Below are 13,113 nucleotides of genomic sequence, written 5' to 3'. Positions count from 1 at the left end.
CCGGGGCCCCGCCCGGCCCCGGACGCACCGCGGGGCCCGGTCCAGTCGGACCGGGCCCCGGGTACTGAGGGTGTGTCAGGCAGTCTTGCGGGAGGCCTAGAAGGCCTCCTCCGCCAGCTCCATGAGCTCGTTGTCGATGCCCTCGGCGATCAGGCGCTGCGGGGTGACGGTCGGCAGGACGTTGCGGGCGAAGAACTTCGCGGCCGCGACCTTGCCCTGGTAGAACGGCACGTCCTTGGCGGTGGCACCGGCCTCCAGCTTGGCCAGCGCCACGGAGGCCTGACGGAGCAGCAGCCAGCCGACCACCACGTCGCCCGAGGCCATCAGCAGGCGGGTGGTGTTCTGGCCCACCTTGTACATGTTCTTGACGTCCTGCTCGACCGCGGAGAGGTCGGCCAGCAGCTTGCCGACGATCGCCTCCAGGTCACCGGCCGCCTTGCCGAGCAGCTTGCGCTCGGCCTCCAGCGCCGCGCCGCCCTCGTTGGCCGCGAGGAACTTCTTGATCATCTCGGAGACCACGGTGAGCGCCTGGCCGCCGTCCTTGACGATCTTCCGGAAGAAGAAGTCCAGGCCCTGGATCGCGGTGGTGCCCTCGTACAGGGTGTCGATCTTGGCGTCGCGGATGTACTGCTCGATCGGGTACTCCTGCAGGAAGCCGGAGCCGCCGAAGGTCTGCAGGGACTGGGCGAGCTGCTCGTAGGACTTCTCCGAGCCGTAGCCCTTGACGATCGGGAGCAGCAGGTCGTTCAGGCGCTCGGCCGCGTCGTCGTGCTCGCCGCGCAGGCGGGCCGCCATCACGTCGTCCTGGACCGAGGCGGTGTAGAGCACCAGGGCGCGCATGCCCTCGGCGTACGCCTTCTGGGTCAGCAGCGAACGGCGCACGTCCGGGTGGTGGGTGATGGTGACGCGCGGCGCGGTCTTGTCCAGGAACTGCGAGATGTCGGCGCCCTGCACGCGCTCCTTGGCGTACTCCAGCGCGTTCAGGTAGCCGGTGGAGAGGGTGGCGATGGCCTTCGTGCCGACCATCATCCGGGCGAACTCGATGATCTTGAACATCTGGCGGATGCCGTCGACGGTCTCGCCGACCAGCCAGCCCTTGGCGGGGTGCTTGGCGCCGAAGGTCATCTCGCAGGTGTTCGAGGCCTTGAGGCCCATCTTGTGCTCGACGTTGGTGGCGTAGGCGCCGTTGCGCTCGCCCAGCTCGCCGGTCTCCCAGTCGAAGTCGAACTTGGGGACGATGTACAGGCCCAGGCCCTTGGTGCCCGGCTTGCCGCCCTCGGGGCGGGCCAGCACCAGGTGGATGATGTTCTCGGACATGTCGTGCTCGCCCGAGGTGATGAAGCGCTTGACGCCCTCGATGTGCCAGGAGCCGTCCTCCTGCTTGATCGCCTTGGTGCGGCCGGCGCCCACGTCCGAACCGGCGTCCGGCTCGGTCAGCACCATGGTGGCGCCCCACTGGCGGTCCACCATGTGCTTGGCGACCTTGTGCTGCTCCTCGGTGCCCTCGTCGTAGACGACGCCGGCGAAGGCCGGGCCGGAGGAGTACATCCAGATGGCCGGGTTGGAGCCCAGGATCTGCTCGGCGTAGGCCCAGATCAGCGAGGACGGGGTGACCTGGCCACCGATCGCCTCCGGGATGCCCAGACGCCACCACTCGGCGTCCATGTACGCCTGGTAGCTCTTCTTGAAGGTCTCCGGGATCGGAGCGGTGTTGGTCTCCGGGTCGAAGACCGGCGGGTTGCGGTCGGTGTCGGCGAAGGAGGCGGCCAGGTCGTTCTCGGCCAGCCGGGAGATCTCGCTGAGGATGTTCTTCGCGGTCTCGACGTCCATGTCGGCGTACGGACCGGTGCCGTAGACCTGGTCACGACCGAACACCTCGAAGAGGTTGAACTCCACGTCGCGCAGGTTGGACTTGTAGTGACCCATGACCGTTTCTCCGGTTCGTCGCTTCCGCGGGTCCGCCACCTTCGAGCGCCCCACTTACCCACCAGTAGGCACCATGATGCTACCCGTAAGTAACATGCACAAGCCCCTGGAGCCCAAGGGGCTATGAAGAGGGTCACGTCCGCCGATAACCTTGACCCCGTGTACGGCTACGAGCAGACCGGGTACCAGGGCGACCCCTACCAGCAGCAGGCGCAGCAGCAGCACGCCCAGCAGCAGGGGATGAACGGCATGCCGGGCCCCGGCCAGTACAGCGAACAGCCTCCGCAGGCCGCCCCCCAGCAGTCTCTCTACCCGGAACCCTCGCCGCCATCCCTCGCGGACGCGGTCCGGGCCTTCACCACCGGCGCCATGCCGGTCGAGGACTTCCAGGCGATCTTCATCACCTCCAAGGTGCACTGCCCGCGCGGCGACCGTCCCGGCTTCCTGGCGCTGCACAACACGCCGACGCCGGTGATCCCGATGTTCAGCTCGCTCAAGGAGCTGCGCCGGTACGCGGGCAAGGACTCCAAGCACTTCAGCGTCACCGGCGCCGAGGTGCTCGACCTGCTGCCGACCGGCTACGGCTTCGCCCTGGACATGGAGGGCGAGCACCGGATGGTGTTCGACGCCAAGGCCGTGGAGCAGATGGTCGACTTCACCATGCGGCGGATGTACGGCTGAGCCCCTCCGGGGACCCCTCAGGGGCGACCCATGACCCAATGGTTCAACTTTCAACTTGATTGTTGTTGAGAGTTGAACTACATTGGCCGACGTAGGCCAGAGAAACCGAAGAAGGAGGCCGACATGCCCGCCGTGACCGTCGAGAACCCGCTGACCCTTCCGCGCGTCGCCACCCCGGACGCCGCGACCAACACCCCTCGGCCGGTGCTCGCGGTGGTCACCGCCCCGGAGGGCTTCGAGGGCGAGGGCTTCCCGGTCCGCCGGGCCTTCGCCAAGATCAACACCAAGTACCTCGACCCGTTCATCATGATGGACCAGATGGGCGAGGTGGAGTACGCCGCCGGAGAGCCCAAGGGCACCCCGTGGCACCCGCACCGCGGCTTCGAGACCGTCACCTACCTGATCGACGGCGAGTTCATCCACAAGGACTCGCACGGCGGCGGCGGCCACCTCGGCGGCGGCGACACCCAGTGGATGACGGCCGGCTCGGGCATCCTGCACATCGAGACCCCGCCGGAGTCGCTGGTGCTGACCGGCGGCCTGTTCCACGGCATCCAGCTCTGGGTGAACCTGCCGGCCGCGGACAAGATGACCCAGCCCCGGTACCAGGACATCCACGGCGGCCACGTCAAGCTGCTCACCACGCCGGACGGCGGCGCGGTGCTCCGCCTGATCGCGGGCCGGCTGGACGGCCACGAGGGTCCCGGCATCACCCACACCCCGATCACCCTGCTGCACGCCACCGTCACCCCGGGCGCGGAGATCACCATCCCGTGGCGCAAGGACTTCAACGCCCTGGCGTACGTCCTCAACGGCGACGGCACGATCGGCGCCGAGCACCGGCCGATCCGCACCGGCCAGTCGGCGGTCTTCGGCGAGGGCGACACCCTCACCATCGCGGCCGACGCCAAGCAGGACTCCCGGCACCCCAACCTGGACGTGATCATCCTGGGCGGGCAGCCGATCCGGGAGCCGGTCGCGCACTACGGGCCGTTCGTGATGAACAGCCACCGCGAGCTGGAGCAGGCGATGCGGGACTTCCAGTCGGGCGCCTTCGGGCAGCCGACGGACTGACCCGCCGTCAAGCCGGCGGGCCTTCAGGCCGCCAGGCCGTCGGAGCGGAGGCCGGGACCCTGGACGGGGTCCCGGCCTCTGGTGTTGCGTCAGATCCGGGCGTAGAGGGCGGAGGCGTCGTCGTGGGCCTTGCCGCGGGGCCAGCGGCGGCAGTGGGCGTCGGAGTGTTCGGTGGCGCGGACCTGGGAGATGAGTTCGGCTGGGCCCTGTTCGGCGAGCAGGTGGACGGCGTCGGACCAGCTGCCGAGGCCGAAGCGTTCGGTCCAGCGGGAGGCGCCGTCGCTGAGGGCGGCGACGGCGCGCAGGGCGGTGAGGCGGACGAAGCCGGTCTCGGCGTGGCCGGCCGCGCGGGGGGAGGCGGCGGCGATCCAGGGGCCGTGGCCGGTGTTCCGGGCGGCCCGGACGGCGTGGGCGTAGCGGAGGTGGAGTTCGGCCCGTTCGGCCGAGCCCGGGACGGTGGACCAGATCTGACGGCGCAGCAGCTCACCGGCGGGGAAGCGCTGGTTGTCCCCGATCACCCGGGGCGGGCCGTCCTTGAGGTCCAGCACCAGCAGCGAGTCGCCGAGCACCAGGTACTCCAGCGAACTGCCGTGCACCCGGGCCGCCACCACCATGGCGGCCGGGGTGTTGGGATGGGCCAGGTCGCAGCGGCCGCCGTGCAGCGCGGCCGTCTCCACGATCGCGTCGGCCAGGCACTCGGCGATCGAGCGGTCGGCCCGGTCGGTGAGTCTGGCCAGGAGGTGGACGCCGAGGCGCCGGACGTACCAGGGGGTGCCGTGGCGGCAGCCGGACTCGAAGTCCTCCGGGCTGCTCGACCCGTCCAGCAGTACCAGTGCCTCCGGACTGGCGGCGGCGAAGTCCTCGCTCTCCCGGCCCGGTTTCTGCGGTTCGCCCGCGAGCTCTACCTGCATCCCGACAGTGTGGCGGCGGAGCGGGCGAGCGGACAGGGGACCGACGGGATAGCGTCGTGAATGTCCTGTTCTGTCACCTTTTCAGGAGCCTCACGTGATGGTGCTGGAGTTCTTCGTCCTGCTGATCGCCTCGATCGGCTTCCCCACGCTCGCCCTGCTCTACCTGATCGGCGGCCCGCAGTACCGCGACCGGCCGCACTGACCCGGGCCGCCGCCGTCGGCTCGACGGGAAATGGCCAGCCAGGAGGGCCCGGGCGTGACAGGGTGGCCCCGTAACACCGGTACCGGTTCCTGGAGGTCACACATGAGCGCCACACCCGAGCCCGTCGAGCCGACGGCGGCGGCCGAGGAGACCGTCGCCGAGGCCGACGACCAGAAGGCGAAGTTCCTCGCCGCGCTCGCCCGCAAGCAGGGGGCCAAGGGCGGCAACGGTGGCGGCCAGGGCGGGGAGTCGAAGATCCACGGCACCCACGCGGCGGCCGGCGGCAAGCGGAACTTCCGCCGCAAGAGCGGCGGCTGACGACCCTTCGGGACGCAGCAGGGCGGTCCTCCCTCCGGGGAGGGCCGCCCCTTTCCGTGTTCAGGGAGTGGGAGTAGGGAGGGGTTCGGCGGGGAGGGGTTCGGAGAGGAAGCCGAGCACGTTGTCGAGTACGGCCGGCTCGGTGAGCACCCGGTTGTGCCCGAGCCCACGGGTGGTCAGCAGGCGGGCGCCGTAGGGCTCGTAGGCCGCGTGGAGCGGGCCGGACTGGTCGTACGGGATGACGCGGTCGTCCTCGTCGTGCACCAGGAGGACGGGGAGGGCGAGCTCCTCCGGGCGGTGCACCGGGCTGAGGCCCGGGTACTCCAGGCCGGGCGGGAGCATGGCGGTGATCCGGCGGCGCAGTTCGGGGACCGCCCAGCCGCCGAGCCCGAGGCCGGCGGAGAAGGCCCGCGGGAAGAGGTCGAAGTCGCCCGGGCCGGCGATGGCCACCAGGCGCTCGGCCTTGGCGGTGTCGCGCAGCGCGAGGACGGCCGCCGGGACCGCGAGCGAGTGGGCCACCACCGCCTCGAACGGCCCGTGGCGGTCGTGCAGTTGACGGATCGCCTCGCGGTAGTCGAGGACGGTGACCGTCCGGCCCGCGGACTCGCCGTGCCCGGGGGCGTCGAAGGTGACCACGGTGAGGCCGAGCACGCGCAGGCGGGGTATCAGGGCGGCGTAGCGGGAGGCGCGGGACCGCCAGCCGTGCAGCAGCAGCACCGGCCGTGCGCCGTCGCCCCAGCGGTAGGTGGTGACGGCGGTGCCGTGCACCTCGATGCGTTCGACTGCGGCGGCGGCGTGCAGTTCGCGCTCCTCGGGGCGCAGGCGGCTGCGGCGGACCGGACGGCGGAACACCGCGAAGGCGGCGCGGCCGGCCAGGAGGGGCGAGAGGGCCGCCGTGGCGTTCAGGGTGGTGCGGATCAGGGCGACGGACAGGTCCATGGGCACTCCCCGGTCGGGCCGCGGCATGGGTGTGCGGCCTCTCTGTGGGGAGATATTAGCACGACCGTTCGTGCAGTTTTTGAGACAGGAGGGCCTTCGGAGGAGGTGCGTCGGTCAGGAGGCGAAGGTGGTGAGGGTCCGGTCGATGACGGCGGCGGCGCGGTCGAAGCGGGACGGGTCGTCGAGCAGCAGGCTCTGCGCGTTGGCGGTCTCCATCGCGGCGACCAGGAGGAAGGCGAGCTGCTCGGGCTCGGCGGCGGGGGTCAGTTCGTCGGCGGCGCGGGCGGCCCGGATCAGGTCGAGGAGGAGGCCCTCCCAGTCGCGGGCGGCCTCGGCGAGGGCGTCCCGGATCGGGCCGGGCTGGGTGTTGAACTCCGCCGAGACCGACTGGAAGAAGCAGCCGCCCGGGAAGACCCGGTCGCGGGCGTACCCGACCCAGCTCGCACACAGGGCACGCAGCTTCGGCAGACCGGGGGCCTCCTGCTCGTGCGGGGCGATCACGGCGTCGTAGAAGATCCGGCGGGCGGCCCGGACGGTGGAGAGCTGGAGTTCCTCCTTCGACCCGAAGGCGGCGAACACCCCGCTCTTGCTCAGCCCCAGGTCGGTGGCCAGGCGCCCGATCGACAGCGCCCCCAGGCCCTCGATCGAGGCCACCTCGACGGCCCGGCCGAGCACCGCGCGACGGGTCTCGTTGCCCCGCTGCACCCGCCCGTCGGTGGCTGTTCCGGCCACTGCTCCCACCTCACTCCGCATCAGGCCCTCCAGGGTAGGGCTTCGCTGCGGCCCGCAGGGGCGCGGGGAACTGCGCGCGGGGGAACGGCAGCACGTGCAACTGGCTCGTGTACCCCGATCCAGCGGTGGGCCGCCTTCCGCACTCGCGCGGTTCCTCGCGCCCCCGGCCTCACCGCCTGCGTCCGCCGCACCCCCCGGCCCAGGTGCGACGGGCGGGACCCGGCTACGCCCACGGAGGCGCGGGGGAACGGCAGCACGTACAACTGGCTCGTGTGCCCCGATCCAGCGGTGGGCCGCCTTCCGCACTCGCGCGGTTCCTCGCGCCTCCGGCCTCACCGCCTGCGTCCGCCGCACTCCCCGGCCCAGGTCAGGAGGCGTTCGTCGTGGTGGGCCGGGGCGATGAGTTGGAGGCCGAGGGGGAGGGAGTCCGCGGGGGTGGTGGGGAGGGTCAGGGCGGGCCAGCCCAGGGCGCTCCAGGGGGTGGACATGACCGGGTCGCCGGTGGATTCCAGGCCGGGTGGGGGCGGGCCGGTGGCCGCGGGGGTGGCCCAGAGGTCGATGCCCTCGGTGGTGGTGAGGGCGGTGAGGTCGCGGCGGTGGCGGGTGAGGTCGCGGTGGGCGGCGGCGTACTCGGCCGTGGTGATCTCCTGCCCGTGCCGGATGGCCGCCGCCGTCTCGGGCCGGTAGAGGCGGCCGAAGCGGGGGAACAACTCGCTGTGCACCCGGGCCAGTTCGTACCGGGTGACCACCTCCACGGCCTCGACCAGCGGATCCAGGCCACCCGCCGGGGCCAGCCGGCGCACCGTCAGGCCCAGTTCGCCGAGGACCGTTTCGAAGACCGCCAGCGCGGCCGGATCGACCGGGTCGAGGTAGGGGTCGGGGACGCCGAGCACCGGCGCGGGCAGGCTCCCGCGCACGGGGGCCCAGCCGTCGCAGAGCAGCGCCGCCGCCCGTTCCGCGTCGGCGAGGCCGGCGGCCAGGACGCCGATGGTGTCGAGGGAGGGGGCGCAGGCGATCATCCCGTCCGGGGGGATGCGTCCGTAGGTGGGGCGGAAGCCGACGACGCCGCAGTAGGCGGCGGGGCGGATCACCGAGCCGAGGGTCTGGGTGCCGAGGGCGAGCGGGACCAGTCCGGCCGCGACCGCCGCCGCCGAGCCGCTGCTGGAGCCGCCCGGGGTGCGCGTCGGGTCGTGCGGGTTGCGGGTCGGGCCGGGGGCGCCGAGGGAGAACTCGGCGGTGACGGTCTTGCCGGCGACCAGGGCGTCGGCCCGCCGCAGCCGCCGCACCGCCGTGGCCTCCGGCCCGGCCAGGACGCCGGGCGGCAGGGCGGAGCCGGCGTGGGTCGGCAGTCCGTCCACGTGCAGGACGTCCTTCACCCCGACCGGCACCCCGTACAGCGGGGGGCGGTCGGGGTGGGAGTGGGCCAGCGCGCGGGCCTCGGCGGCGAGGCGTGCGTAGCGGCCGGGCTCCGGGGTGAAGGAGCGCAGCATCGGGTCGAGCCGGTCGATCCGGGCGCAGAGCGCCTCGACCGCGCCCTCCGGGTCCACGGCTGCCGGGTCCGCGTCTGTCCGGTCCGCGCCTGTCGGGTCCACGGGCGCGGCGGGCTAGGGCTGCTCGGTGTAGGTGTGTTCGCTGGGGAGGTACGGCACCTCGCGGAGGAAGAGGGCTCCGCAGGTGTGGCAGTTGAGGTCGGGCTGTTCCGACCACCGGGTCGGCTCCCGGGTCTCCGCGCCGCTCTCCAGCTCGTGGCCGCACATCGCGGTGGAGGTGCCCACCGTGGTGATGTGCCAGCTCTTCACGCCACCGGACTGACCGTCAGGACCGTACTCGGCCCGCATCTGGTGCTCCATGCCCCAAGGCTGCTCCGCCCGCTCCGGACCGGCAATTCCTGAGCACCCGTCAGGACGGTCGCCCCGGCTCCCGGCCGCCAGGGGCCCCGCCCCAGACTGGTACCCACCATGCAGCGACCGACCCCGGAGGACCCCCGCATGACCGCCGCGTTCCGCCCCGCCCGCACCGTGATCCGCACCCGGCCGGTCGAGGCACCCGCCGTGCGGCTCTTCCTCTTCCACCACGCCGGGGGCTCGCACCTGTTCTTCCGGGAGTGGTGCGCGCTCTTCCCGGCCGACTGGGACGTGGTGCTGATGGAGGCCCCCGGCCGTGGCCTCGGCGGCAGCGAGCCGCTCATCACCGAGCTGGACGCGCTGGTCGAGCGCTTCCGGGCCGACCTGCGCGGCAGCCTGGAGGGGCCGTACGCCTTCTTCGGGCACAGCATGGGCGGCCTGGTCGCCACCGAGCTCGCCCGGCGGATACGGGCGGACGGGGAGCCGGGGCCGCGCTGGCTCGGCCTCTCGGCCTGGGCGGCCGACCTGGCCCGTCCCGGCGACGCGGAGGAGCCCCGCTACCTGCGCTCCGACGAGGCGCTGCGCGAGTTGCTGGCCACGATGGGCGGCACACCCGCCGAGCTGCTGGCCGTGCCGGAGCTGTGGGACCTGTTCTCCCCCGCGATCCGCGGCGACTTCCAGCTGGTGGACACCGCCCCGGCGGGGCTGCGCGCGCCGCTGCCCGAGCTGCCCCAGTCCCTCTTCGGCGGCCAGGACGACCCCGTGACGCCCGCCGCCGCCGTGACGGTGCTGGCCGGACGGCTGCCCCGCCTCACCGGCCTGCACCTCCACCCCGGGGACCACTTCTACCTGCGCGAGCACCGCGAGGTGATCGCCCGTCAGATCACGGCCGACCTCACCGGCGTCCTCCGGGAGGACACCCCCTGACCCTCACGGCCGACGGGCCGTCAGCTCCTCGTGCAGCCCGCGCACGGCGTCCACGGCGGACCTCAGGGTCCGCGGGTCGGTCGAGAGCCCGCTCAGGGCGGCCTCGGTGCGGGGCCGGTAGCCGGCCGGGGTGCGGGGCATCGCGGCGGCCTCGGCGAGGGCGCCCTTCTCGTTCAACAGGAAGCGGCCGTTGTGGGCGAAGACCACCTGGTTCAGGCAGGCCACCGCGCGGTGCAGCAGACCGGTGACCTGGTGCAGGTCGCCCCGGCGGGCCGGTGAGAGCGCCCCGTCGAGGGAGAAGCCGGCCTCCCAGCCGAAACGGGCCACCACGGCCTCCGCCAGCGCCTGCGGGTACGGGTCGACCAGGGCGCGCAGCGCGGCGAGCCGGCCCTCGGGGTCGTGCAGCGGGAGGTTGTGCCGCACCTCGCCCGCGTAGACGGTGGAGACGAAGCCGTGCGGGTGGCCCGGTTGGTAGTCGACGGTGAAGCGTCCGGCGGCCGCCTCGCGGACCACCCGCTCCACCCTCGCGTGGTCGCGCAGCAGGACGTCGGTCTTCAGCCCGTCCACGGCGAGCCAGACCCCGCCGTTGATCCACGGCCCCCACTCGCCGTACCCGCCGTGCCCGGCCGGGGCTCCTTGGTCGTCCAGCTCGGCCGCCGCCGCCAGCACCTGTCCGAAGTCGGGCACGGCGGCGGGGTCGTAGTACAGCCCGATGTCCAGGTCCGAGTCCGGCCTGGCCTCTCCCCTGGCCCGCGAGCCGCCGAGCACCACCCCGGTGATCCCGGGCAGCCTGGCCAGCCGTTCCCCGATCCGGTGCAGGGTGGCGGTGGGTTCGGGCAGCTGCGCGTTCGTCATCCGGCGAGCGTACGGCCGGAGCTGACGGGAGGTCGGGGAGTTTTCAGGAAGCAGCCCGCAGCAGGGCGTCGTCCTGCCACTTGAGGACCTTGTCGAAGCTCACGATGGCGCCGCGGAGGGGGTGGTTGCGGAGCTGGACGTGGTCGGTGAGGGCGTGGATGAGGAAGAGGCCGCGTCCGCTCTCGGCGGAGAGGTCGGGGAGGGCCTCGAGGTCGACCGGGCGGGCCGAGGTGGGGCGGCCGGCCGGGAGGACGTGGGTGTCGTAGGGGGCCGGGCGGCCGTCGCCGCGGGGGCGGTGGGGGGTGAGGACGGGGGCCGGGAGGGTGGCGCGGCCGCGGCGGGTGCGACAGCGGCCGCGCGGGCGCACGGGGGCGGGCGCGGCGGCCCGGCGGACGGCGGGCAGCGGAGGGGTGCGGACGGGCACGGTGGCCGGGGGCAGGCCCGGGCCGGAGTCGGTGACCTCGATGCGCAGGGTGTCGCCGGAGATGGAGGCCGTCACCTGGAAGCCCTCGTCGGGGCGGGCGCAGGCGGCGTGCTCGACGGCGTTGGCGCAGGCCTCGGTGAGGGCGATGCCCAGGTCGAAGGCGATCTGGGGGTCGACCCCGGCCGAGTCCATGGCGCCCAGCAGGATGCGGCGGGCGAGCGGCACGCTGGCCGGGTCGCGCTTGAGGTGCAGAGTCCACCAGATGTCCACGGGAGGTCCCTCCTGGCTGCGGCTCCACATACAACTAGGTATCTCCGGCACATTCGCGGGTGAACCGTGCCCGAGCCCCGGGACCGCCCGTTCGGCGGATGGACTGGTGCAGCGGGGTGTGCCGGGCAGCGCACTGCACGGCGCGCACGCCGGGGCCGAACGGGGCAATGTGATGTATTTTCCGCCCCTCTCCGTGGCGTCCGTGTAGGCGGTGAGAGGATGGGGCAGCCATGACCAGCCATCAGCCCGCCCGGACACCGGGAGCCGCCACCGGGAGCCGCCGCGCCCCGGACGCTGCCGCTCCCGCTGCCGCGTGGGACCTGCGGCTGGCCCGGGCGGTGCCGTTCGCGCTGGTCTGCACCGTGATCGCGGCGGCCGGGCACACCCTGGTCGGCAGCGGCGAGGTGGCGTTGCCGACGCTGGCGCTCGGCTTCGTGCTGGTCTGCGCGGTGGCCGCCGCGCTCGGCGGCCGGGAGCGTTCGCTCGGGTCGATCGCCGGGGCGCTGGGCGCCGGGCAGTTGGGGCTGCACCTGCTCTTCCACTCCGCCTGCGGCGGGCTCGCCGGGACGGCGGCCGGGATGGCCGGCATGCACCACGACGGGCTGACGCTGCCTCAGGTGGCCGGGCGGCTGGTCTGCAACGAGACCGGGCTCCCGCTGGCCGGGGACCCGGCCCAGCTGGTCCGGGCCGCCGGGCTCGACCCCATGGCCTACGCGCTGCCCGCCCCCGCCCCCACCGGCGGCTTCCTCGGGATGACCGTCCCGATGCTGCTGGGCCACCTGGCCGCCGCCGTGGTGGCCGGCTGGTGGCTGCGCCGGGGCGAGGCCGCGCTCTGGCGGCTGCTCCGGCTGACCGCCCGGGCGGCGCAGGAGTGCGCCGCCCCGCTCCGCACGGCGCTGGCCCTGGTGCTGGCGCTGCTGCTCGGCCCGCTGCCCGCGCCGCGCGCCCTGCGCGCGCCCCGGGCGGGTGACTGGCGGCTGCCCGCCGCCGTCTCGCTGCGGCACAGTCTGCTCCGGCGCGGCCCTCCCGGGTACGGGTTCGCGCGCTGACCGAGGGCCCCACGGGGCTCCGTACGGCGTGCGACGAGCGCTGACCACCCGTCAGCCCATCGGGGCCGACCGCCCGTCAGCCCACCGACCTCCCGTACTCCGGGCCCGCGCGCCGTCGACCACGGCCGGCGCGGCCGCCCGCCGTCTCCGTCTGGAGCCCACACCCATGCGCATCTCTCCTGCCCGTCGTCTCGCCGGTGCCGCCGCCGTCGCCGCCGCCTCCGTGCTGGCCCTGGCCGCCCCCGCGTTCGCGCACGTCACCGTCCAGCCGGGCTCGGTCCAGCAGGGCGGCTACACCGCCGTCGACTTCCGGGTGCCGAACGAGAGCGACACCGCCTCGACCGTGAAGCTCGAGGTCAACCTCCCGCTGGACCACCCGATGGCCTCGGTCCGCGTCCTCCCGGTGCCGGGCTGGACCGCCGTGCTGGAGAAGTCCAAGCTCGACAAGCCGCTGAACTCGCACGGCAAGGACATCACCGAGGCGGTCTCCAAGATCACCTGGACCGCCGAGGGCGGCGCGAAGATCGCCCCCGGCCAGTTCCAGGAGTTCAAGGTCTCGCTCGGCGCGCTGCCGACCGACACCGAGAAGCTCACCTTCAAGGCGCTCCAGACCTACGACAACGGCGACGTGGTCCGCTGGATCGACGAGGCCAAGGACGGCCAGCCGGAGCCGGCCAAGCCCGCCCCGGTGCTGAAGCTCACCAAGGCCCCGGCCGCCGCCGGCGCCGACCACCACGCGGCCGGTTCGGCCGACGCGGCGAAGGACAAGGCCACCGGGACTGCTGTGGCCAAGGCCGACGACTCCACCGCCCGCACCCTCGGCGTGGTCGGCATCGTGGTCGGCGTGATCGGCGCCGCGCTCGGCGTCCTCGGCCTGCGCCGCAAGAGCAGCGCCTCCTGAGTCAGGGCCGGTCCGGGCCGCCGCACGCCAGGCGGCGGCCCGGACCCGGCCGCAGCACGT

General features: G+C 73.5%; 14 protein-coding genes. 6 read left to right on the top strand and 8 right to left on the bottom strand.

Annotated elements, in window-relative coordinates:
- Window positions 1–96 precede the first annotated feature (96 nt).
- The gene (locus tag ACIA8O_RS10840; RefSeq protein WP_396293323.1) at window positions 97–1,926 is read right to left on the bottom strand and encodes an acyl-CoA dehydrogenase; all 1,830 of its coding nucleotides are present in this window, start codon (window positions 1,924–1,926) and stop codon (window positions 97–99) included.
- 159 nt (window positions 1,927–2,085) lie between these two features.
- Between ACIA8O_RS10840 and ACIA8O_RS10835 the strand changes: the two genes are divergently transcribed.
- Window positions 2,086–2,607, top strand: coding sequence for an SseB family protein (locus ACIA8O_RS10835; protein WP_396293322.1), 522 nt, complete (start codon window positions 2,086–2,088; stop codon window positions 2,605–2,607).
- A 123-nt stretch (window positions 2,608–2,730) separates the two neighbouring features.
- Entirely contained in the window at window positions 2,731–3,681 is a 951-nt protein-coding gene (locus tag ACIA8O_RS10830) for a pirin family protein (RefSeq protein WP_396293321.1), read from the top strand.
- A gap of 89 nt (window positions 3,682–3,770) precedes the next feature.
- Here ACIA8O_RS10830 and ACIA8O_RS10825 read toward each other — a convergent pair whose 3' ends face one another.
- Complete coding sequence (locus tag ACIA8O_RS10825; RefSeq protein ID WP_396293320.1) at window positions 3,771–4,592, bottom strand: integrase; 822 nt, start codon at window positions 4,590–4,592, stop codon at window positions 3,771–3,773.
- A gap of 304 nt (window positions 4,593–4,896) precedes the next feature.
- Between ACIA8O_RS10825 and ACIA8O_RS10820 the strand changes: the two genes are divergently transcribed.
- Entirely contained in the window at window positions 4,897–5,112 is a 216-nt protein-coding gene (locus tag ACIA8O_RS10820) for a DUF5302 domain-containing protein (protein ID WP_396293319.1), read from the top strand.
- Window positions 5,113–5,172: 60 nt separating this feature from the next.
- On the opposite strand, the gene ACIA8O_RS10815 is transcribed toward ACIA8O_RS10820, so the two are convergent.
- From ACIA8O_RS10815 to ACIA8O_RS10800, 4 genes are all read right to left on the bottom strand, one after another.
- Window positions 5,173–6,051 (bottom strand): alpha/beta fold hydrolase, encoded by an 879-nt coding sequence (locus ACIA8O_RS10815; RefSeq protein WP_396293318.1) that lies wholly within the window; start codon window positions 6,049–6,051, stop codon window positions 5,173–5,175.
- 114 nt (window positions 6,052–6,165) lie between these two features.
- Entirely contained in the window at window positions 6,166–6,783 is a 618-nt protein-coding gene (locus tag ACIA8O_RS10810; RefSeq protein ID WP_396293317.1) for a TetR/AcrR family transcriptional regulator, read from the bottom strand.
- Between the two features lie 332 nt (window positions 6,784–7,115).
- Window positions 7,116–8,330, bottom strand: a complete 1,215-nt coding sequence (locus tag ACIA8O_RS10805) for an amidase (protein WP_396293315.1) — start codon at window positions 8,328–8,330, stop codon at window positions 7,116–7,118.
- Window positions 8,331–8,387: 57 nt separating this feature from the next.
- Complete coding sequence (locus ACIA8O_RS10800) at window positions 8,388–8,633, bottom strand: hypothetical protein (RefSeq protein WP_396293314.1); 246 nt, start codon at window positions 8,631–8,633, stop codon at window positions 8,388–8,390.
- A 138-nt stretch (window positions 8,634–8,771) separates the two neighbouring features.
- Between ACIA8O_RS10800 and ACIA8O_RS10795 the strand changes: the two genes are divergently transcribed.
- Window positions 8,772–9,554: a thioesterase II family protein gene (locus ACIA8O_RS10795; protein ID WP_396293313.1), complete on the top strand. Its 783-nt coding sequence runs from the start codon at window positions 8,772–8,774 to the stop codon at window positions 9,552–9,554.
- Between the two features lie 3 nt (window positions 9,555–9,557).
- Here the strand turns inward: ACIA8O_RS10795 and ACIA8O_RS10790 are convergent, their stop codons facing one another.
- Together ACIA8O_RS10790 and ACIA8O_RS10785 are read right to left on the bottom strand one after the other, a co-directional pair.
- The gene (locus ACIA8O_RS10790) at window positions 9,558–10,409 is read right to left on the bottom strand and encodes a nucleotidyltransferase family protein (RefSeq protein ID WP_396293312.1); all 852 of its coding nucleotides are present in this window, start codon (window positions 10,407–10,409) and stop codon (window positions 9,558–9,560) included.
- Window positions 10,410–10,452: 43 nt separating this feature from the next.
- Window positions 10,453–11,103 carry an ATP-binding protein gene (locus ACIA8O_RS10785; RefSeq protein WP_396293311.1) on the bottom strand — a complete coding sequence of 217 codons (651 nt, stop codon included), beginning with the start codon at window positions 11,101–11,103 and terminating at the stop codon, window positions 10,453–10,455.
- A 230-nt stretch (window positions 11,104–11,333) separates the two neighbouring features.
- Here ACIA8O_RS10785 and ACIA8O_RS10780 point away from each other — a divergent pair, with 230 nt between their 5' ends.
- A complete protein-coding gene (locus tag ACIA8O_RS10780) occupies window positions 11,334–12,152 on the top strand; it encodes a hypothetical protein (protein ID WP_396293310.1) in 819 nt (272 codons plus the stop codon).
- A 166-nt stretch (window positions 12,153–12,318) separates the two neighbouring features.
- Window positions 12,319–13,053 (top strand): YcnI family protein, encoded by a 735-nt coding sequence (locus ACIA8O_RS10775; protein WP_396293309.1) that lies wholly within the window; start codon window positions 12,319–12,321, stop codon window positions 13,051–13,053.
- Window positions 13,054–13,113: the final 60 nt, after the last annotated feature.

This window comes from Kitasatospora sp. NPDC051853 (genome assembly GCF_044452665.1).
In the GTDB taxonomy this organism is placed as follows: domain Bacteria; phylum Actinomycetota; class Actinomycetes; order Streptomycetales; family Streptomycetaceae; genus Kitasatospora.
Note: the sequence above shows the minus strand (reverse complement) of the source record. Positions and strands in the feature narration are given on the sequence as shown.

Excerpts from the sequence above, each read along its gene's own strand:
- ACIA8O_RS10840 (WP_396293323.1), bottom strand. The coding sequence starts at position 1,926 with ATGGGTCACTACAAGTCCAACCTGCGCGACGTGGAGTTCAACCTCTTC.
- ACIA8O_RS10830 (WP_396293321.1), top strand. The coding sequence starts at position 2,731 with ATGCCCGCCGTGACCGTCGAGAACCCGCTGACCCTTCCGCGCGTCGCC.
- ACIA8O_RS10825 (WP_396293320.1), bottom strand. The coding sequence starts at position 4,592 with ATGCAGGTAGAGCTCGCGGGCGAACCGCAGAAACCGGGCCGGGAGAGC.
- ACIA8O_RS10820 (WP_396293319.1), top strand. The coding sequence starts at position 4,897 with ATGAGCGCCACACCCGAGCCCGTCGAGCCGACGGCGGCGGCCGAGGAG.
- ACIA8O_RS10815 (WP_396293318.1), bottom strand. The coding sequence starts at position 6,051 with ATGGACCTGTCCGTCGCCCTGATCCGCACCACCCTGAACGCCACGGCG.
- ACIA8O_RS10800 (WP_396293314.1), bottom strand. The coding sequence starts at position 8,633 with ATGGAGCACCAGATGCGGGCCGAGTACGGTCCTGACGGTCAGTCCGGT.
- ACIA8O_RS10795 (WP_396293313.1), top strand. The coding sequence starts at position 8,772 with ATGACCGCCGCGTTCCGCCCCGCCCGCACCGTGATCCGCACCCGGCCG.
- ACIA8O_RS10790 (WP_396293312.1), bottom strand. The coding sequence starts at position 10,409 with ATGACGAACGCGCAGCTGCCCGAACCCACCGCCACCCTGCACCGGATC.
- ACIA8O_RS10780 (WP_396293310.1), top strand. The coding sequence starts at position 11,334 with ATGACCAGCCATCAGCCCGCCCGGACACCGGGAGCCGCCACCGGGAGC.
- ACIA8O_RS10775 (WP_396293309.1), top strand. The coding sequence starts at position 12,319 with ATGCGCATCTCTCCTGCCCGTCGTCTCGCCGGTGCCGCCGCCGTCGCC.